Here is a 19,059-nt window from a genome sequence, read left to right on the forward strand (position 1 = left end):
CAGTCGCATTTGCGGTGCTGTTGTTGCAACAACGTTTCCCGGGACCGACCTCGTGCCCCACTGTTCATTTCCGCCTGGCGTTGAAAAGCAGCTTTTCATTCGATTTCTTCATCGCTAGAGCAAAGCAGGAACAAGTCGACAGGGCGCAGCATGACACTCTACCGGGCCAACCCGAAGCACGGCGTCGCCTGGATCACGGGCGGAAGCAGCGGTATCGGTCGCTCGCTGGCCAGGGATCTTGCGTCCCAGGGCTATGCCGTCGCGGTGACGGCACTCGACGACGATCCGATCGACACGCTCGTCGTCGAGACCGCACAGATGCCGGGCAGTGTCACGGCTTTTCCCTGCGATGTCACCGACGAGCCGCGCATGGCCAGAACCGTCGCCGCGATCGAGAAGGAACTCGGGCCCATCGTGCTCGCCGTCTTCAATGCCGGAAACTACATATCGACACCGGGTGAGGCTCTTGTCGTCAATGACTTTCGCCGGTCCTTCGAGGTCAACTATTTCGGCATCGTCAACGGCCTGGTGCCGCTCATCGAGCGCATGCGTGTCAGGGCACGCGGCCATGTCGTGCTGGTCGGTTCGGTCACCGCCTATTTCGGCTGGCCGACCACGGCCGCCTATGGCGGCACCAAGGCGGCGATCAACATCCTGGCGGAATCGCTGAAGTATGATTTCGACAAGATGAATGTGCGCATCCAGGTGATCAATCCGGGCTTCATCGACACGCCGCTGACCGAGAAGAACATGCTGCCGATGCCGGGGCTGATGCCGGTCAGCCGGGCGTCGCGCCGCATGGCGCGGGGCATCAAGTCCGGCGGCTTTGAAGTCACCTTCCCGCGCCGAACAAGCTGGCCCCTGAAACTCCTCAGCCTGCTGCCGAGGCCGCTGTACAGAGGGGTAATCAGCCTGATGACCAACTGGAAGGCGCGCCCGCTGCACTACGACCGCAAGCCGCCAATCGAATAGAACGCCGTCGAAAAGTGTCGGCTCCCTGCCGGCCGTTGCCTGTTTCTGGACGCGGCCATAGGTTGAGAATTGTAGTGTGGAGTCCGCGATGGGGCGACGGGTTGTGCTTGCTATGCTGGTCCTTGTCGCCGTCCTCGCACTGGCCTTCGGGCTCGGCCCGCGTGTAGCTGTCGACACCACGATCCATTTCGATCCTTCGGTCATCGGCGACGATCCGCAGGCCTATGTGGCGCGAGTGGAAGCCGCCGTGCCCGGAATCCGCGATGGGCTGGACAAGGAGATCGTCTGGGCAAATCCTATGGTTCATGCCATGACGCCGCTGTCGATCGTCTATATCCACGGCTTTTCCGCATCGAAGGGCGAGATCCGGCCGCTGCCTGATGACGTGGCCAGCCAGCTCGACGCCAACCTCTTCTACACCCGCCTTACCGGTCACGGGCAGGATGGCGCTGCGATGGCGCAAGGCAGCGTCAATGCCTGGATCAACGACTATGAGGAGGCGCTCGCCATCGGCCGGGCGATCGGCGACAAGGTGATCGTCATCTCGACCTCGACCGGCGGCTCGCTGGCGGCATGGGCGGCAACACAGCCGGGCGCGTCGGACAGAGTGGCGGCGATTGCGTTCATCTCGCCGAACTTCGGCGTCAAGGCATCCGGCGCCGAAATCCTGACCATGCCGTGGGGCAAGCAGATCGCCAAACTCGTCGCTGGCAAGGAACGCAGCTTCGTGCCGCACAACGCGTTGCATGAGAAATTCTGGACCTACCGCTACCCGATCGAAGCGACCTTGCCGATGCAGGCGCTGACCGAACTTGCCTATGGCGCGCCGGTGGAGAAGGCGACCATCCCTGCCCTGTTCATCTTTTCGGATTCGGACAGAGTGGTGCGGCCCGACCGCACCCGCGAAATCGCCGGGCGCTGGGGTGGTGCGCACGAACTGGTGCCGGTCGACGACACTGGCGACCCGGACAACCATGTCATCGCCGGCGACGCGCTGTCACCGTCCACTACGGCCTTCCTCGCGCAGAGGATTGGTGTCTGGATCGAAGCGGTGGTGAAGTAAGGCGCGGACGAAAAGGGCGGCCGAAGCATCGCTTCAGCCGCCCTTTTCTGTATCAGTCACGGACAATCAGCCAGCTTGAGACTTGGCTGCTGCAACGCGATCTGGCTTACGCAGCCCGCGCCGCGGGCCGCTTGCCGCCGAAGCGGCGCTTGTTGTTGCCCTTGAAGGGCTTGGCGCCTTCCGGCTTGCGCTCGCCAGCAAAAGCCGGCTTTTCGCCGAAGCGCTTCTTCTCACCGCCCGGCCGCCGGCCGTCGCGACGGCCATTACGGTCATTGGCGGGCTCGAAGCGCTCGTTCTTCTCGGCCGGATTGCGCTGCGGATCGGGGCTGCCGAGATGGTCGGCAACGATCGGCAGCTTGGTGCGGATGATGCGCTCGACCTGGCGCAGCTTGCTGTTTTCGGAAGGATCGCAAAGTGTGATGGCGATGCCGTCCATGCCGTTGCGGCCGGTGCGACCGATGCGGTGGACGTAGCTTTCCGCTTCGTCCGGCAGGTCGAAATTCACGACATGGCTGATGCCGGGCACGTCGATGCCGCGCGCCGCGATGTCGGTCGCGACCAGAATGCGTACCGAACCTTCACGGAAATCGTTCAGCGCCTTCTGACGGGCATTCTGCGACTTGTTGCCGTGAATGACGGCGGCCTTGAACCCGTCGCGCTCGAGATCCTTGGTCACCCGGTCGGCGCCATGCTTGGTGCGCGAAAAAATGATGACGGACTTCATCGCTTCGTCGGCGAGCATCGTCGAGAGCACCTGACGCTTCTGCTTGGTGCGGGCGAAGACGACGCCCTGCACGATTTCGACCGCCGCGGTGCTATGCGGCGAGACTTCGATGCGAACCGGATTCTTCAGCAGGCCCTTGGCCAGCTCGGCGATCTCATCCGGCATGGTGGCCGAGAACAGCGCCGTCTGGCGATCAGGCGCGGTCGCCTTGGCGATGCGCTTGACGTCGTTGATGAAGCCCATGTCGAGCATGCGGTCGCCCTCGTCCAGCACCAGCCATTTGGTGTCGGAGAGAATGAGGTCGCCTTCGCGCACCAGGTCGGTCAACCGGCCGGGCGTGGCAATAAGGATGTCGACGCCGGGGGCTACCTTCTTCACCTGGCTGAAGCGCGAGACGCCACCCAGCACGAGCGCGGTCGAGACATGCGCGCCCTTGGCGAGGATCTTGATGGTGTCCTCGATCTGCACGGCGAGTTCGCGCGTCGGCGCCAGAATCAGCGCGCGCGTCGTCTTGGCGCGCCGCTTGGTGCCGAGCGCGATGATCTTCGACAGGATCGGCAGTGCGAAGGCCGCGGTCTTGCCGGAGCCGGTCTGCGCAATGCCGAAAATGTCGCGGCCTTCCATCTGCGGCGGAATTGCCTGCGCCTGGATCGGCTTGGGCTCGGTGAAACCGGCGGCGTGGGTGGCCTTGAGCAGCGCACCCGTAATTCCCAGTGCTGCGAAACCGGAAAGTTCCCCAGAGTCCTTACCGGGCAAAGTGTTTTCGTTGGTCAAAATAATCTTCTTTCACGCGGCCTCTGGCCGCAAACATCAATGGCGGCAGGGCGCAACCTACCGTCGGATAACATTGTCATGGAACGACAAGGCGGCGGACGATTTCGTCCGCGCGGCTGCGCTGTCGTGCCCGCAGGCATCATGCCACGGGGCTTTTTCGCCACCTTGCCGATCAACCGGAAAGAGGGAAAACAGACGCAACCAGTCTCATTCTTCGAGAAGGCCGGATAGTCCCGGCCCAAGCGCCTATGCCGCCGCATATGGCCCAGTTCGCCGCCAAATGCAAGGGGCGCCATGCTGCAGCGCAACAAAACCATGATTAAGGGGGTGCTTGCACTCGCCTGCGAGCATCATTACCACGAAATGCAGCCTGCGCGGGAGATCGGCCATGAAAGATGTACTCAAGGAACTCGAACGCCGTCGCGACATCGCCCGCATGGGCGGCGGCCAGTCCCGCATCGACGCCCAGCACAAGAAGGGCAAGCTCACCGCGCGTGAACGCATCGAGGTTTTTCTCGACGAGGGTTCGTTCGAGGAGTTCGATATGTATGTCGAGCATCGTTCGACCGATTTCGGCATGGAGAAGACGAAGATCGCCGGCGATGGCGTCGTCACCGGCTGGGGCACGGTCAATGGTCGCCCGGTCTACGTCTTCGCCAAGGATTTCACCGTGTTCGGCGGTTCGTTGTCGGAAGCCCATGCCGAGAAGGTCATCAAGGTGCAGGAGATGGCGCTGCGCAACCGTGCACCGATCATCGGCCTTTACGACGCCGGCGGGGCCCGGATCCAGGAAGGCGTGGCGGCGCTCGGCGGCTATGCCGAGATCTTTCAACGCAATGTGCTCGCCTCCGGCGTCATTCCGCAGATTTCCTTGATCATGGGCCCTTGTGCCGGCGGCGACGTCTATTCGCCGGCCATGACCGACTTCATCTTCATGGTGCGCGACACCTCCTACATGTTCGTCACCGGACCGGACGTGGTGAAGACCGTCACCAACGAGACGGTCACCGCCGAGAGCCTCGGCGGCGCGTCCGTCCACACGACGAAATCCTCGATCGCCGACGGCGCCTATGACAATGACGTCGAGGCGCTCCTGCAGATGCGCCGGCTGGTCGACCTGCTGCCCGCCTCCAACACGTCGGAGCTTCCCGAGATCGAATGTTACCAGTCGGTCACCGACCACGATCTGTCACTCGACCGGCTGATTCCCGACAACGCCAACAAGCCCTACGACATCAAGGAACTGATCCTGAAGACCGCCGACGAAGGCGATTTCTTCGAGATCCAGCAGAATTTCGCCAAAAACATCGTCACCGGCTTCGGGCGCGTCGAGGGCCGCACGGTCGGTTTCGTCGCCAACCAGCCGATGGTGCTGGCCGGCGTGCTCGATTCGGACGCCAGCCGCAAGGCGGCGCGCTTCGTGCGCTTCTGCGACTGCTTCTCGATCCCGATCGTCACCTTCGTCGATGTTCCAGGTTTCCTGCCCGGCACGGCGCAGGAATATGGCGGGCTGATCAAGCACGGCGCGAAACTCCTGTTCGCCTATGCCGAGGCAACCGTGCCGAAGATCACCGTCATCACCCGCAAGGCCTATGGCGGCGCCTATGACGTGATGGCGTCAAAACATCTGCGCGGCGACATGAACTATGCCTGGCCGACGGCGCAGATCGCGGTGATGGGCGCCAGGGGCGCGGTCGAGATCATCTACCGCAAGGACATCGGTGATGCTGAAAAGATCGCAGCCCATACAAAGACTTACGAGGATCGCTTCCTGTCGCCCTTCGTCGCCGCCGAGCGCGGTTATGTCGACGAGGTGATCATGCCGCACTCGACTCGCCGCCGTATCGCGCGGGCGCTCAGGATGCTGCGAAACAAAGACATGCAGAACCCCTGGAAGAAGCACGACAACATCCCACTGTAAGCTGAATGTCGCCGGCATTGCGCAAGCGCCGTTGATCAGCGCCTGCCTAGGGCAGCGAGCAGTTCGCGCAACACCGGCACCAGCGCCAACGGCAGATCCTCGGCGATCAGACCCGGTCCAAACCGGGCCCCGGCTTCGGCATGGATCCAGACCGCGGCGCAGGCCGCTTCGAAGGCTGGCATGCCTTGCGCTAACAGGCCGGCGGTGATGCCGCACAGCACGTCACCCGAACCGGCGGTGGCAAGCCAGGGCGCTCCATTGCAATTGATCGCCGCCCGGCCATCGGCAGCAGCGATCACCGTGTCGGCGCCCTTGTAGACGATGACCGCATTGGCACGCGTGGCCGCCGCGCGTGCCTTGTCCAGCTTGGATGAGACATCGTTGCCAGCTAGGTCGGGAAACAGCCTGGCGAACTCCCCTTCATGCGGCGTCATCACCAAGGCCGGTGCGTTCGGTTGGCGAGCGGCTTCGAACAAAGCGTCCGGTGCCTCGCGAAACGAGGTGATCGCGTCGGCGTCGAGGACCAGCCCGTCAATCCTGGTGGAGGCGTCGCTCGGTTGGCCGGCCAGCAACGTGAGTGCGAAGGTCCGCGTTCTCTCACCGACACCAAAGCCGGGCCCGAGAACAAAGGCCGAAGGCCTACGTTCGTCGACAAAAGCCTCGATGTCGGAGATGTCGTCGGTCTTGCGCAGCATGATCGAGGTCAGATGCGCAGCATTCGCTTCAATGGCGCTGTCGGGCGAAAGCACGGTCACCGCCCCTGCCCCGCTTCGGGCCGCGGCCAATGCCGACAACCGCGCCGCGCCCGTCGCGCTAGAGCCGCCGGAAAAGACGCCGGCGTGGCCGCGCTTGTATTTGTGCGCGTCGACGGCTGGCACCGGAAAATGGTCCAGCCAAAGCGCCGGCGTGTTCTCGAACGTCCGGGGCTGGAGCCGCGCGATGATGCCGTCGCCGATGCCAATATCGGCGAGCACGATCTCGCCGCATCGTTCGCGGCCCGGCAAGAGCAGATGGCCGGGCTTCTTTCGCGCGAAGGTCACGGTGGTGTCGGCGAAAAATGCCTTGCCGAGCACTTTGCCGCTGTCACCGGAGACACCGGAAGGAAGGTCGACCGCGACGACCGGCAAATGCAGATCGGTAGCGATGTCGACCGCCCCGGCGGCATCGCCGGACAAGGGCTTGGACAGGCCTGCCCCATAAAGCGCGTCGACCACAATCGAGCCGGCCTCGGGATCAAATCCAGACAGCGGCCGAGACTTGATCGGACATTCGGCGGCAGCGAGCGCCGCATCGCTTTGCGGCCGCGGCGCTCCGGATGCCCAGATGGTGATGCCGAGGCCACTTGTGGCCAGGAGGCGGGCGACGACGTAGCCATCGCCGCCATTGTTGCCGGGGCCGCAAAGCACATGGACGTGCGTCGCCGCCGGATAGCGCTTGAGGACCTCGGCCGCGACCGCTTCGCCGGCCCGGCGCATCAATCCGATACCGTCGGTCGGGCCGTCGGAAATCGTCAACCGGTCGGCCTCGCCCATCTCGGCGGAAGAAAGAAGTTCGTTGCTCATGGATTGCCGATCCGCATTCGATCAAGCATTGTCCGGTTTTCGATCCGAAGCAAAGAGGAGTTGTCGCGATCTGCGGCCATATCGTCGGGACGGGACGTGGCAGGCGCAAAACTGCCCACCAAATGGGCGATATGCCTAACTATTATGCGGACGCAAGCGCTGGCGCTGTGTAGGCTCCAGCAGCCCACGCCGTATCCGATGCAGCGAATGACGCGAATTTGCATCCGCGCGCGGCTCGGCTTTGAAATCGTATGAGACCCCTTCGAATCCATCCAATTGGCACAGTTCGTGCTTGATGGAGGCGCAAGCGGGGGCTCACAACCCGTCTTTTTGGCAGTGGAGGCCACTTTTTACATGAAAAAGATCGAAGCGATCATCAAGCCATTCAAGCTGGATGAAGTGAAGGAAGCCCTTCAGGAGGCCGGACTGCAAGGCATCACCGTTACCGAGGCCAAAGGTTTTGGCCGCCAGAAGGGCCATACCGAACTCTATCGCGGCGCCGAGTACGTCGTCGATTTCCTGCCCAAGGTTAAGATCGAGGTGGTACTTGGCGACGACGCCGTCGAAGGCGCGATCGAAGCCATCCGCAAGGCGGCCCAGACCGGCCGTATCGGCGACGGCAAGATCTTTGTCTCCAACATCGAGGAAGTCGTGCGAATCCGCACCGGCGAAACAGGCATGGACGCGGTCTGAGCCGACCTCGCCATCCTTCGAAACGTCATCATCAAAAAACGTCATCACACAGGGATAAATGACATGACGACAGCCAAAGACATCATGAAGCAGATCAAGGACAACGACGTGAAATTCGTCGACCTGCGCTTCACCGATCCGAAGGGCAAGCTGCAACACGTGACGATGGATGTCATCGAGGTCGAAGAAGACATGTTCGCCGACGGCGTGATGTTCGACGGCTCTTCGATTGCCGGCTGGAAGGCCATCAACGAGTCCGACATGGTGCTGATGCCCGACCCGGAAACGGTCCACATGGACCCGTTCTTCGCGCAGTCGACCATGGTCATCCTGTGCGACATCCTCGACCCTGTTTCGGGCGAATCCTACAACCGCGATCCGCGCGGCACGGCCAAGAAGGCCGAGGCCTACATGAAGTCGGAAGGCATCGGCGACCAGATCTTCGTCGGCCCGGAAGCCGAATTCTTCGTGTTCGACGATGTGAAGTACAAGGCCGATCCCTACAATACGGGCTTCAAGCTCGACTCGACCGAACTGCCGTCGAACGACGACACCGACTATGAAACCGGCAATCTCGGCCACCGTCCGCGCATCAAGGGCGGTTATTTCCCGGTGCCGCCGATCGATTCGGCGCAGGACATGCGCTCCGAGATGCTGACCGTGCTCGCCGAAATGGGCGTGCGCGTCGAAAAGCATCACCACGAAGTGGCCGCCGCGCAGCACGAACTTGGCATCAAGTTCGACACGCTGGTGCGCAACGCCGACAAGATGCTGATCTACAAGTATGTCGTGCACCAGGTCGCCAACGCCTATGGCAAGACGGCCACCTTCATGCCGAAGCCGATCTTCGGCGATAACGGTTCTGGCATGCACGTCCACCAATCGATCTGGAAGAATGGCAAGCCGACCTTCGCCGGCAATGAATATGCCGGCCTGTCGGAAAGCTGCCTGTTCTACATCGGCGGCATCATCAAGCACGCCAAGGCGATCAACGCCTTCACCAACCCGCTGACCAATTCCTACAAGCGTCTGGTGCCGGGCTACGAAGCGCCGGTGCTGCTGGCCTATTCGGCGCGCAACCGCTCCGCCTCCTGCCGCATCCCATTCGGCTCGTCGCCGAAAGCCAAGCGCGTCGAGGTCCGCTTCCCTGATCCGGGCGCGAACCCCTACCTCGCCTTCGCCGCCATGCTGATGGCCGGCCTCGACGGCATTAAGAACAAGATCCATCCGGGTCAGCCGATGGACAAGGATCTCTACGACCTGCCGCCGAAGGAACTGAAGAAGATCCCGACCGTCTGCGGTTCGCTGCGGGAAGCGCTGCAGAGTCTCGACAAGGATCGTGGCTTCCTGAAAGCCGGCGGCGTCTTCGACGACGACCAGATCGACAGCTACATCGAGCTGAAGATGGCCGAAGTGATGCGCTTCGAAATGACGCCGCATCCGGTCGAGTACGACATGTACTACTCGGTCTAAGATTAGATTTAATACTCAAGCCCTTGAAGGAGTTTCCTCCTTCAAGGGCTTTTTGCTGACATTCGGCAGGCACGCGTTCGATGATCGCACGCATGCATGGGCTGATGAGTCTGTGCTCCATTGGAGGCAATGCACGTCAGTCCAAAGACAGGTGCATGGCCCAGCAATGTTCGATCGATGATTTGGGATGGTGTCGATTACGGAAATGAAGCCTGGAGCGAGCGGCGCACTGCCTCAGGCTACAGTGACCGCTCGTCCGGCGCCCCCGCCAATGCCGCCGTTCAAGCCCCCCGCCCGTCCGAACAGCATCGCGTGACGTAACCCCAAGGCCTGTGAATACGCATGCTGCACTGCGATCTGTCAACGCCGCCAATCAGGCTGGTGATAGCCGATTTAACAGCCCGAACAGGCGCTTATGGACGGGTCACAGCCACTCAAAAGTGCCTGGAAAGGCGGTTTTCCGGGCTTTCTAACAAGCTGCCGCTGGAAACGGGCATGACAGCAGCCGGGGCCTTGGCGGGATTTGCGACCGCCTGAATTGTCTGACTTTTTCTGGGTCCTTTTGCCCAGATCCGATCTGTCGCGCACCGGCAGCAAAGAACCCCGGCACAAGCCATGCAAGAGCAGACCATCGGAGGACGGCGGGCGGCACGACCGCCAATCCCGACGCGCTCGACGGCCGCTTCCCGAAGGGCCTGGCGGACGGGCGGAGCTAAGGCCACATGGACTTCATTCCCCAGGGGCGTATGGACACTTCTTCGCCGCGGAGGTGCAGGCGACCGAGACGCAGCTGGAACAAAAAAAGCCCCGGCGAGAGACCGCCGGGGCTTTCTGTTTCTACCAACGCGACGCTTAGGCGGCGGCCGAGACCTCGGCGCTCGCCGCCACCGAAGCAATCGTCTTCAGAATCTGCGAGGCGATCTGGTAGGGGTCGCCCTGCGAGTTCGGACGGCGGTCTTCCAGATAGCCCTTGTAGTCGTTCTTGATGAAGGAATGCGGCACGCGGATCGAAGCACCGCGATCGGCGATGCCATAGCTGAACCTGTTCCACGGCGCGGTCTCATGCTTGCCGGTCAAACGCTTGTCGTTGTCCGGTCCGTAGACGGCGATGTGATCCATCAGGTTCTTGTCGAAGGCCGCTATCAGCGCTTCGAAATACGCCTTGCCACCCACTTCGCGCATATAGGCGGTCGAGAAGTTGGCGTGCATGCCCGATCCGTTCCAGTCGGTGTCGCCGAGCGGCTTGCAGTGGTATTCGATATCGATTCCGTATTTCTCGGTCAGGCGCTGCAACAGGTAGCGGGCCATCCACATCTGGTCGGCGGCCTTCTTGGAACCCTTGCCGAAAATCTGGAATTCCCACTGGCCCTTTGCCACTTCGGCGTTGATGCCTTCGTGGTTGATGCCTGCGGCAAGGCAGAGATCGAGATGCTCCTCGACGATCTGACGGGCGACAGAACCGACATTCGAATAGCCGACGCCGGTGTAGTAGGGGCCCTGCGGTGCGGGATAGCCGCTTTCGGGGAAGCCGAGCGGGCGGCCGTCCTTGTAGAAGAAGTATTCCTGCTCGAAGCCGAACCAGGCGCCCTCGTCATCGAGGATGGTGGCGCGCTTGTTGGAGGCATGCGGCGTGACGCCATCGGGCATCATCACTTCGCACATGACGAGCACGCCGTTTGTGCGCGCCGGATCCGGATAGACAGCGACCGGCTTCAGCACGCAGTCGGAGCTGTGCCCCTCGGCCTGTTGCGTCGAGGAACCGTCAAAGCCCCACAGCGGAAGCTGCTCGAGCGTCGGGAATTCAGAGAACTCCTTGATCTGCGTCTTTCCGCGAAGGTTGGGGACCGGGGTGTATCCATCGAGCCAAATGTACTCGAGCTTGTATTTCGTCATTCTAGCCTCTCGTTGCTTGATCACCAAACCCTGGGCGGCGCCGATTTGTGGGAACCACCCAGCAGCCGACCTGCCGGATCACTAAAATGCAATTCGTGTGCCACTCTCGCCCCGAAAGGTGCGGCAAAATTGACGCCGTGTTCGGTTGAAGTCGGCAAGCCGCCTAAGCAATGCGTCCGGATCAACCACAGTCGTAATTCGCCCAAATATTAGGCAAATACTGATCTTTTCGTAGGCATATTGCCTAATTTGGTCGCAGACCTTATCTTGAAAACAAGTTGAATCGACAAGGTTCGGCAGAAGAAAGGAGCCCGACAATGGAAATCATTTCCACGCGTCCGTCGGCTAAAATTCTGATGTTCCCGGTGGCAGCGCGCGCCTCTGCCTCAAATTTGAGCGGAAAGGCTAAGTTTGCAGCAGAGCTTGCCTCGTTGCGCGGTGTTCGGACGGATTTCGGCGACGGCTGGTATCACGAGGCAGCCATCGAGGATGCGAAGCAGGACCGGCAGAGCTAGTCCCTGCCCTCCTCGGGTCTCCACCAGCATTGAAAAACCCGGCGCGATCGCTCGCGCCGGGTTTTCTTCAGCCTACCGAGCCGTCAGCTATTGCTTGGTATGCAGGTCGGTTCCGAGCGTATCCCTGACGAAGATGACGCCGATGATCAGCGACATCGCCGCGACCGCGATCGGATACCACAGACCAAAGTAGATATCGCCCCTGGCGGCGCTCAAGGCGAAGACCGTCGCCGGAAGCAGACCACCGAACCATCCATTGCCGATGTGGTAAGGCAGCGACATGCCAGTGTAGCGAATGCGGGTCGGGAACATCTCGACCAGGATCGCCGCGATCGGCCCGTAAACCATGGTCACGTAGAGGATCAGGATGAACAGGATCGCGACGATCTTTGTCCAGTTGACCTGCGCCGGATCGGCAAACATCGAGAAGGCCCCCGACGCGGGTATGTTGTAGACGGTCACGTCCTTGGCGCCGGCGGCTTCCTCGGACGTCAGCACCTTGTCCTTGACTGCCTGCTCGAGCGGAACCGTTGCCTTCTCACCGGCGCGGATGGCCGCTGCATCGAGCTTCAGTTCGGGATTGGCCGCGACGAAGGCGTCGAGCTTCTGGTCGGCCACCTTGGATGCCGCACGCTTCAGCGGATAGCCACCATCCTTGAGTGCCATGCTGACTGCCTTGGTGAAGGCAGCATCCTTGGCCTTGGCCTGATCGCCGGCGGCGATGGCGTCGTAGGATTCGACAGTCTCATTGCCGAGCTTCACCGTTGCCGGGGTCCCAGGCGCCGCTGTGGTGACGATGTCATACGGCACAGAACTCTTGGCAAGGAACGACGTGGCAATGTCGCACGACGTGGTGAACTTCGCCGTGCCGACCGGGTTGAACTGGAATTTGCAGTCGCCGGGCGCCACGGTAACCGTCGCACGCGTATTCTGCTGCGCGGCGGCCAATGCCGGGTTGGCCGCCCAGGTCAATGCCTTGAACAGCGGGAAGTAGGTGAAGATCGCCAGAGCCAGCCCCGCCATGATGATCGGCTTGCGGCCGATCTTGTCGGAAAGCCAGCCGAACACGACGAAGAAGATGGAGCCTATCCCCAAGGCGATGGCAATCAGGATGTTGACCGTCTGCAGGTCGACCTTGAGCACGTTCTGCAGGAAGAACAACGCATAGAACTGGCCGGAATACCAGACCACGGCCTGGCCGGCGGTCAGGCCGAAGAGGGCCAGGATGGCGATCTTGGCATTCTTCCACTGTCCGAAGGCCTCCGAAAGCGGGGCCTTGGAACCTTTGCCCTCGTCCTTCATGCGCTGGAAGGTCGGCGATTCACTCAGCGTCAGGCGAATCCAGACAGAAATACCGAGCAGGATGACCGAGACGAGGAACGGAATACGCCAGCCCCAGGCGGCGAAGTCTTCCTTGCTCAACATCGCCTGAACGCCGAGGATGATGATCAGCGACAGGAACAGGCCGAGTGTTGCCGTTGTCTGAATCCACGAGGTGTAGAAACCACGGCGGTCGTCTGGGGCGTGTTCGGCGACATAGGTTGCCGCACCGCCATATTCACCGCCGAGCGCCAGACCCTGGAGCATGCGTAGTCCGACCAGGATGACCGGAGCAGCAATGCCCCAGGTCGCTGAACCAGGAAGCAGGCCGACTAGGAACGTCGAACTGCCCATGATCAGGATGGTGACAAGAAACGTATATTTGCGTCCGACGAGATCGCCGATGCGACCGAACACCAGCGCGCCGAACGGACGCACCAGGAAGCCCGCGGCGAAGGCCAGCAGGGCGAAGATGTTGCGCGTTGCTTCCGGATACTGGCTGAAGAAGGTTGCGCCGATGAAGGCGGCAAGCGAGCCGTAGAGATAGAAATCGTACCATTCGAAAACGGTGCCGAGCGAGGAAGCGAAGATGACCTTCTTTTCTTCCCGCGTCATGCCGCGGCTTGCTCCGCCGGCGGTCGATGCCATTGCCATTGCTATGTCCTCCCGTGAGACCCTTGTCCTCGATACTGCCCGTCATCATCCGCGTTCTCCTCCGAACACGGACTCAAGCACAGCAATCACGGAAAAATGACAGAAAGCGCCCCCCAACGGCAGAGCGCCTTTGGGATTATGACTTTGGTCTAATGTGCAGTGCGGGATGAGTTTGAACGAGCGGTGAAACCGTCAGCCCTTGAGCGCTTCGAGCAGGCCGGCGGCGGCCATCATGTCGCGCTTGCGGGCGGAGCGGCGCGCGACGGCCTCCGCGTCCTGGCCCCACTGCTCGATCTGCCAGTCCTCGTCGACATGGCCGGCGGACCAGGCCGCCTCCGTGTCGAGTTCACCGAAATCGACAGCCAGCGCCAGCAGCGCCGAGCCGGTCAGCGACGTCATGACATGAATGGCGGCCAGCCGCAGCGGATCGGCACGCTGGCTGAGATGGACACCAAGCACCGCAATGGTCTCGCGCGGCTGCTCGACATGGATGATGCCTTGGGCGAGGTTGAAACGAGCCCCGAGTGTCGCCCTCGCCCAGTCGATCACCGGATCCCAATGCTGGTCCTGCCGCTCGACCAGCCCTTGCGGCGCGTCGGCGCGATAGCAGAGCAAGTCGGCGGAAGCGAAGCGCAGAATGTCTTCCAGCACCGCCTGCGGGTCGCTGGCGACGCCGTCGATGGCGGTGTTTACGAGGCGCATCACTGGCATCGTCACCGGATTGATGGTCTCGCCCTGGGCGGCGAACTCGGTAGCGACGAGCGCTGCTGCTCTCTCTGTCGGCAGAGCCAGCAGCGCCTTGCCCGGCGTGCGTACCGGCTTGCCGTCGAGATGCACGGCAAAGCCGCCTTCCGCCGGCGCGACCGAGGCCGTCTTGTAAAAGCGCTTCGGCAGATGTGTTTTCATCTGGATCTGGGCGCGGCGCACCGGGTCCGGATCGGAAAGATATTTGCCCGCTTCGAGGTCCTCGAGGATATCACGCATAAAAAATCTCTCTCACATCGGCACCAGCTTGCGCGACGGCCGGTTGACGATGATCAGTCCGGCGGCAATGAGGCCAAGTGCCAGAAAAATGCGAATGGTCAGCGGCTCATTCAAGAAGATGCCGCCACACAGCACGCCGAAAACCGGTGACAGGAAGGTGAAACTGGACAGGCCCGAGGCCGGATAGCGGCGCAGCAGCCAGAACCACAGCACATAGGTGAAGGCGACGATGTAGACCGCCTGGAAAAGCAGGGCCAATGTCGGCAGCACGGACGGGTCGCGAACGGGCGGACCGGCGAGAGGCAACACCAGCACGCCAACAATTGCCGCGCCGGCGAGTTGATAAAGCAGCAGCTTTTCGGCGCTCGCCTCAACCAGCTTCGACCGTTTGATGAGGATGTTGGTCAGAGCCCACAAAAATCCGGCGCCGAGGCTCAAGAGATCACCGAACAATATGTCGCCGCTACCGCCAAGCTTGTCGGAGAAGACTGCGGCAAGGCCGGCAAAGGCCAGCAACAGACCGAGGAACTTGCACAAGGTGATCTGCTCGCCGAGCAGGAAGTGCCCGCCGATCAGCATCCAGAAAGGCATCGTGTTGACCAGCAGCGTGTTGCGGGCGACGGTGGTATGCTCCAGGCCAACATAAAGGCAGAGGAACTCGATGCCGAAAAGCCCGCCCACGGCGATCCCAGCAAGCAGCGTCCCATCGCGGGTGAACAGCGCTATGCCGCGCCAACGGCACCAGAGGAAAACGCAAAGGCCGCCGATGATCGACCGGGCAATCGACAGGAAAACAGGATCGTAGCCGGCATAGGAGATCTTGGCGGCGACGTAGTTCAGCCCCCAGGAAAAGGTCAGGCCGACCATGATGGCGGCGGCGGCCATATCGACCGTGTCGCGCCGGTCCAGCGCGTCGGTGGCGCCGCTCAAGATCAGTCCTCCGCGCTGGCGTCGTCGAAGCCGATCAGGTTCCAGCTCTGGCGCATATGCGGCGGCATCGGCGCGGTGACATCGATGACGCCCTTGTCCGGGTGCGGAATTATGATACGGCGCGCGTGGAGATGCAGGCGGTTCTGAATGCCGCCGGGGAAATCCCAGTTGGTGTCGGCCTCGAAATACTTCGGATCACCGATGATCGGACAACCAATGTAGGCGGCATGGACACGAAGCTGGTGGGTGCGGCCCGTATAGGGTTCCATTTCCAGCCACGTCATCGTCTGCGCCGCCTGCTCGATGATGCGGTAATAGGAGACGGCATGGTCGGCGCCCTTTTCGCCATGCACGGCGACGCGAACCCGGTCACCGTCAGGCGTCGGCTCCTTGATCAGCCAGGTCGAGATCTTGTCCTCACGCTTGGGCGGCACGCCCTTCACCAGCGCCCAGTACGTCTTCTTGGTCTCGCGGGCGCGAAACGCTTCGGACAGCTTCATGGCGGCAAGCCGGGTGCGCGCTACGACCAGCACGCCCGATGTGTCGCGGTCGAGCCGATGCACGAGCCGCGGCTTCTCACCCTTCTGGTTGCGCCACGCCTCCAGCATGTCATCGACATTGCGGGTGACGCCCGAGCCGCCCTGCACGGCAAGGCCCGCCGGTTTGTTGAAGACAAAAACCTTCGGATCCTCGTGGATAAGCATTTTCGCCAGAACGTCGGCATCGCCCTGGTTGCGGATGGAATGACCGGTCAACGCGCTCTCGCCCTTCTTGTCGACCTCGAGCGGTGGAACGCGCACCATCTGGCCGGGCTCGACACGGGTGTCGGCCTTCACACGGCCGCCATCGACGCGGATCTGGCCGGAGCGCAGCAGCTTCTGCAGATGGCCGAAGCCAAGGCCCGGGAAATGGGTCTTGAACCAGCGATCGAGCCGCATGCCCGCCTCGCCGGCCTCCACCGTGATCTGTTCAACACCTGCCATGGTTCTCGCTTTATCCGTTTTCCAAGCAGGACGGAGCCTGCTCTCGGCGCGGCAATAGCATTAAGGCAGGCTTCTTGCGAGCCAAAGACCAAAAAACAGGGCGAAGATCGCGCCAGTGACGCTGGCCAGCGCATAACCGAATGCCGGCAACGTCGCTCCCCGCTCCCATAATGTCGCGAAATCGAGCGAAAACGCGGAAAAGGTGGTGAAGCCGCCAAAGATGCCAGTGGCGACGAACAGCCGAAGCTCGTTCGACCCGCCGCGACGTGACAGGGCTGCGATGAACAGGCCCATGGCGAAAGAGCCGGCGATGTTGATGGCCATCGTGCCCCATGGAAAATTCGGACCGATGAGCCGCAACGCGCCCATATTGGCCAGGTGGCGGATGCCGGCGCCAATGCCGCCGCCCAGAACAACGAGAAGGAGATTGAGCATGGCGGTTTTCTGCCCTCGCGGGGCGGCCCGGTCAATCCCCCGCGCGTGTCGGCACTGGCACCGCACAGACAGTTGAACGCGTCAGGAACCGCCTCTCGCGTCCATTGTCGAGCGAGAACATGCCGCCCCTGCCCGGCACAACATCGATGATGAGATCGGTGTGCTTCCACACCTCATGTTGCGAAGCGCCGATGTAGACGGGAGTCTCGCCGATTTCGCCGAGCATGATATCCTTGTCGCCGACGATGAAGTCGCCCCGGGGATAGCACATCGGTGAGGATCCATCGCAGCAACCGCCCGATTGGTGGAACAGCACCGCTCCGTGATCGGCGATGATTTCGGCCAGAAATGCCCGGGCCGCCGGCGTGGCTGAGACTTTTCCAAGGGAAACCTTGTCGAGCATGCCGTCCTCCATCACGAAGCGTGCTCCCCCACGAAGGGACCGAGGCGCGGCGATGAAAGCCGCGCCTCTTCTTGAGATCGCGCATGATCCCTGTGACAGGATCATGCGCCGGCTCGGGAGGTGATCAGAAGAAACCGAGCTTCTTCGGGCTGTAGCTGACCAGCATGTTCTTGGTCTGCTGATAATGGTCGAGCATCATCTTGTGGTTTTCGCGACCGATGCCCGATTGCTTGTAGCCGCCAAACGCAGCATGCGCAGGATAGGCATGGTAGCAATTCGTCCAGACGCGGCCAGCCTGGATGGCGCGGCCGAAGCGGTAGCAGCGGTTCGCGTCACGGCTCCAGATGCCGGCGCCAAGGCCGTAGAGCGTGTCGTTGGCGATCGACAGTGCCTCATCGTCATCCTTGAAGGTCGTCACCGAGACCACCGGTCCGAAGATCTCCTCCTGGAAGACCCGCATCTTGTTGTGACCCTTGAACACGGTCGGCTTGACGTAGTAGCCGCCCGCCAGATCCCCCGGCAGGTGGTTCTGCTCGCCACCGGTCAACACTTCGGCACCTTCCTGACGGCCGATGTCGAAGTAGCTCAGGATCTTCTCCAGCTGTTCGCTCGACGCTTGCGCACCGATCATCGTTGCCGGGTCGAGCGGATCGCCCTGGACGATCGCCTCGACGCGCTTCAGCGCACGCTCCATGAACTTGTCGTAGATCTTCTCATGCACCAACGCCCGGCTCGGGCAGGTGCAGACCTCACCCTGGTTGAGGGCGAACATGACGAAGCCTTCGATCGCCTTGTCGAAGAAGTCGTCGTCCTCGGCGGTAACGTCCTGGAAGAAGATGTTGGGCGACTTGCCGCCGAGTTCCAGCGTTACCGGGATGAGATTCTGGCTGGCATATTGCGAGATCAACCTGCCGGTCGTCGTCTCGCCGGTGAAGGCGATCTTGGCAATCCGGTTCGACGAGGCGAGCGGCTTGCCGGCCTCGAGGCCAAAGCCGTTGACGATGTTGAGCACGCCATCCGGCAACAGGTCGCCGACCAGATCCGCCCACAGCATGATGGTGGCGGGCGTCTGCTCGGCCGGCTTGAGGACGACGCAATTGCCAGCGGCAAGCGCCGGCGCCAGCTTCCACACCGCCATCAGCAGCGGGAAATTCCAGGGGATGATCAGGCCGACGACGCCGAGCGGCTCATGGAAATGATAGGCGACGGTGTCGTGGTCGATTTCCGAAATGCCGCCCTCCTGGGCACGCACGGCGCCGGCAAAATAGCGGAAATGATCGATGGCGAGCGGAAGATCGGCAGCGGTCGTCTCGCGAATCGGCTTACCGTTGTCCCAGGTCTCGGCGAGCGCCAGAAGATCGAGATTGTCCTCCATGCGGTCGGCGATGCGGTTGAGGATCAGCGCACGGGCGGCGGCACTTGTCTTGCCCCAGGCATCCTTGGCCTTGTGCGCGGCATCGAGTGCCGCCTCGATGTCCCTGGCGTCGGACCGGGCTACCTCGCCCAGCGGCCGACCGTTCACCGGCGAGATGTTTTCAAAGTATTTTCCGGAAAGCGGGGCGACCCATTTGCCGCCGATAAAGTTGTCGTAGCGCTTGGCGAAGGGAACCTTGGCCGCGCGGGAAAATTCTACCTTGTTCATCGTCTTCCTCCCAAGAAGCAACGCCACGGGATGCGGCGTGTCGCTGGGAAGAGTTGCCGATGAGGTCGGGCTTGTCAGCCCAGGTCCAGCACTCGCCGACGCCGACTGTCGCAGAACT

General features: G+C 61.9%; 16 protein-coding genes. 6 read left to right on the forward strand and 10 right to left on the reverse strand.

Features of this window, described 5'->3' with window-relative positions:
* Nucleotides 1-150 precede the first annotated feature (150 nt).
* Nucleotides 151-972, forward strand: a complete 822-nt coding sequence (locus tag AC56QP_RS01030) for an SDR family oxidoreductase (protein WP_489861247.1) — start codon at nt 151-153, stop codon at nt 970-972.
* An 88-nt stretch (nt 973-1,060) separates the two neighbouring features.
* The gene (locus AC56QP_RS01035) at nt 1,061-2,035 is read left to right on the forward strand and encodes an alpha/beta hydrolase (protein ID WP_489861246.1); all 975 of its coding nucleotides are present in this window, start codon (nt 1,061-1,063) and stop codon (nt 2,033-2,035) included.
* 106 nt (nt 2,036-2,141) lie between these two features.
* On the opposite strand, the gene AC56QP_RS01040 is transcribed toward AC56QP_RS01035, so the two are convergent.
* Nucleotides 2,142-3,533: a DEAD/DEAH box helicase gene (locus AC56QP_RS01040; protein WP_489861245.1), complete on the reverse strand. Its 1,392-nt coding sequence runs from the start codon at nt 3,531-3,533 to the stop codon at nt 2,142-2,144.
* 388 nt (nt 3,534-3,921) lie between these two features.
* Between AC56QP_RS01040 and AC56QP_RS01045 the strand changes: the two genes are divergently transcribed.
* Nucleotides 3,922-5,454 carry an acyl-CoA carboxylase subunit beta gene (locus AC56QP_RS01045; protein WP_489861244.1) on the forward strand — a complete coding sequence of 511 codons (1,533 nt, stop codon included), beginning with the start codon at nt 3,922-3,924 and terminating at the stop codon, nt 5,452-5,454.
* Nucleotides 5,455-5,489: 35 nt separating this feature from the next.
* Here AC56QP_RS01045 and AC56QP_RS01050 read toward each other — a convergent pair whose 3' ends face one another.
* Nucleotides 5,490-7,016 carry an NAD(P)H-hydrate dehydratase gene (locus tag AC56QP_RS01050; RefSeq protein WP_489861243.1) on the reverse strand — a complete coding sequence of 509 codons (1,527 nt, stop codon included), beginning with the start codon at nt 7,014-7,016 and terminating at the stop codon, nt 5,490-5,492.
* 354 nt (nt 7,017-7,370) lie between these two features.
* Between AC56QP_RS01050 and AC56QP_RS01055 the strand changes: the two genes are divergently transcribed.
* Both AC56QP_RS01055 and glnA read left to right on the forward strand, forming a co-directional pair.
* Nucleotides 7,371-7,709: a P-II family nitrogen regulator gene (locus tag AC56QP_RS01055; RefSeq protein WP_006205430.1), complete on the forward strand. Its 339-nt coding sequence runs from the start codon at nt 7,371-7,373 to the stop codon at nt 7,707-7,709.
* 63 nt (nt 7,710-7,772) lie between these two features.
* Nucleotides 7,773-9,182 (forward strand): type I glutamate--ammonia ligase, encoded by a 1,410-nt coding sequence (gene glnA / locus AC56QP_RS01060; RefSeq protein WP_256753651.1) that lies wholly within the window; start codon nt 7,773-7,775, stop codon nt 9,180-9,182.
* Nucleotides 9,183-10,034: 852 nt separating this feature from the next.
* Here the strand turns inward: glnA and AC56QP_RS01065 are convergent.
* The gene (locus AC56QP_RS01065; RefSeq protein WP_497100851.1) at nt 10,035-11,075 is read right to left on the reverse strand and encodes a glutamine synthetase beta-grasp domain-containing protein; all 1,041 of its coding nucleotides are present in this window, start codon (nt 11,073-11,075) and stop codon (nt 10,035-10,037) included.
* 317 nt (nt 11,076-11,392) lie between these two features.
* On the opposite strand from AC56QP_RS01065, the gene AC56QP_RS01070 reads away from it, so the two are divergent.
* Complete coding sequence (locus AC56QP_RS01070; RefSeq protein ID WP_489861242.1) at nt 11,393-11,590, forward strand: DUF2735 domain-containing protein; 198 nt, start codon at nt 11,393-11,395, stop codon at nt 11,588-11,590.
* 87 nt (nt 11,591-11,677) lie between these two features.
* Here AC56QP_RS01070 and AC56QP_RS01075 read toward each other — a convergent pair whose 3' ends face one another.
* From AC56QP_RS01075 to adh, 7 genes are all read right to left on the reverse strand, one after another.
* Nucleotides 11,678-13,564 carry an MFS transporter gene (locus AC56QP_RS01075; protein ID WP_489861241.1) on the reverse strand — a complete coding sequence of 629 codons (1,887 nt, stop codon included), beginning with the start codon at nt 13,562-13,564 and terminating at the stop codon, nt 11,678-11,680.
* A gap of 192 nt (nt 13,565-13,756) precedes the next feature.
* Complete coding sequence (locus AC56QP_RS01080; protein WP_489861240.1) at nt 13,757-14,548, reverse strand: ATP12 family chaperone protein; 792 nt, start codon at nt 14,546-14,548, stop codon at nt 13,757-13,759.
* Nucleotides 14,549-14,560: 12 nt separating this feature from the next.
* Nucleotides 14,561-15,433, reverse strand: a complete 873-nt coding sequence (locus AC56QP_RS01085; RefSeq protein WP_489863429.1) for a DMT family transporter — start codon at nt 15,431-15,433, stop codon at nt 14,561-14,563.
* Nucleotides 15,434-15,480: 47 nt separating this feature from the next.
* Complete coding sequence (locus AC56QP_RS01090; RefSeq protein ID WP_489861239.1) at nt 15,481-16,461, reverse strand: RluA family pseudouridine synthase; 981 nt, start codon at nt 16,459-16,461, stop codon at nt 15,481-15,483.
* Nucleotides 16,462-16,521: 60 nt separating this feature from the next.
* Nucleotides 16,522-16,896, reverse strand: a complete 375-nt coding sequence (gene crcB, locus AC56QP_RS01095; RefSeq protein ID WP_489861238.1) for a fluoride efflux transporter CrcB — start codon at nt 16,894-16,896, stop codon at nt 16,522-16,524.
* A 31-nt stretch (nt 16,897-16,927) separates the two neighbouring features.
* The gene (locus tag AC56QP_RS01100) at nt 16,928-17,311 is read right to left on the reverse strand and encodes a DUF779 domain-containing protein (protein WP_489863428.1); all 384 of its coding nucleotides are present in this window, start codon (nt 17,309-17,311) and stop codon (nt 16,928-16,930) included.
* 112 nt (nt 17,312-17,423) lie between these two features.
* Complete coding sequence (gene adh / locus AC56QP_RS01105; RefSeq protein ID WP_489861237.1) at nt 17,424-18,941, reverse strand: aldehyde dehydrogenase; 1,518 nt, start codon at nt 18,939-18,941, stop codon at nt 17,424-17,426.
* Nucleotides 18,942-19,059: the final 118 nt, after the last annotated feature.

The sequence above is a fragment of the Mesorhizobium sp. RCAM 05104 genome, assembly GCF_059683645.1.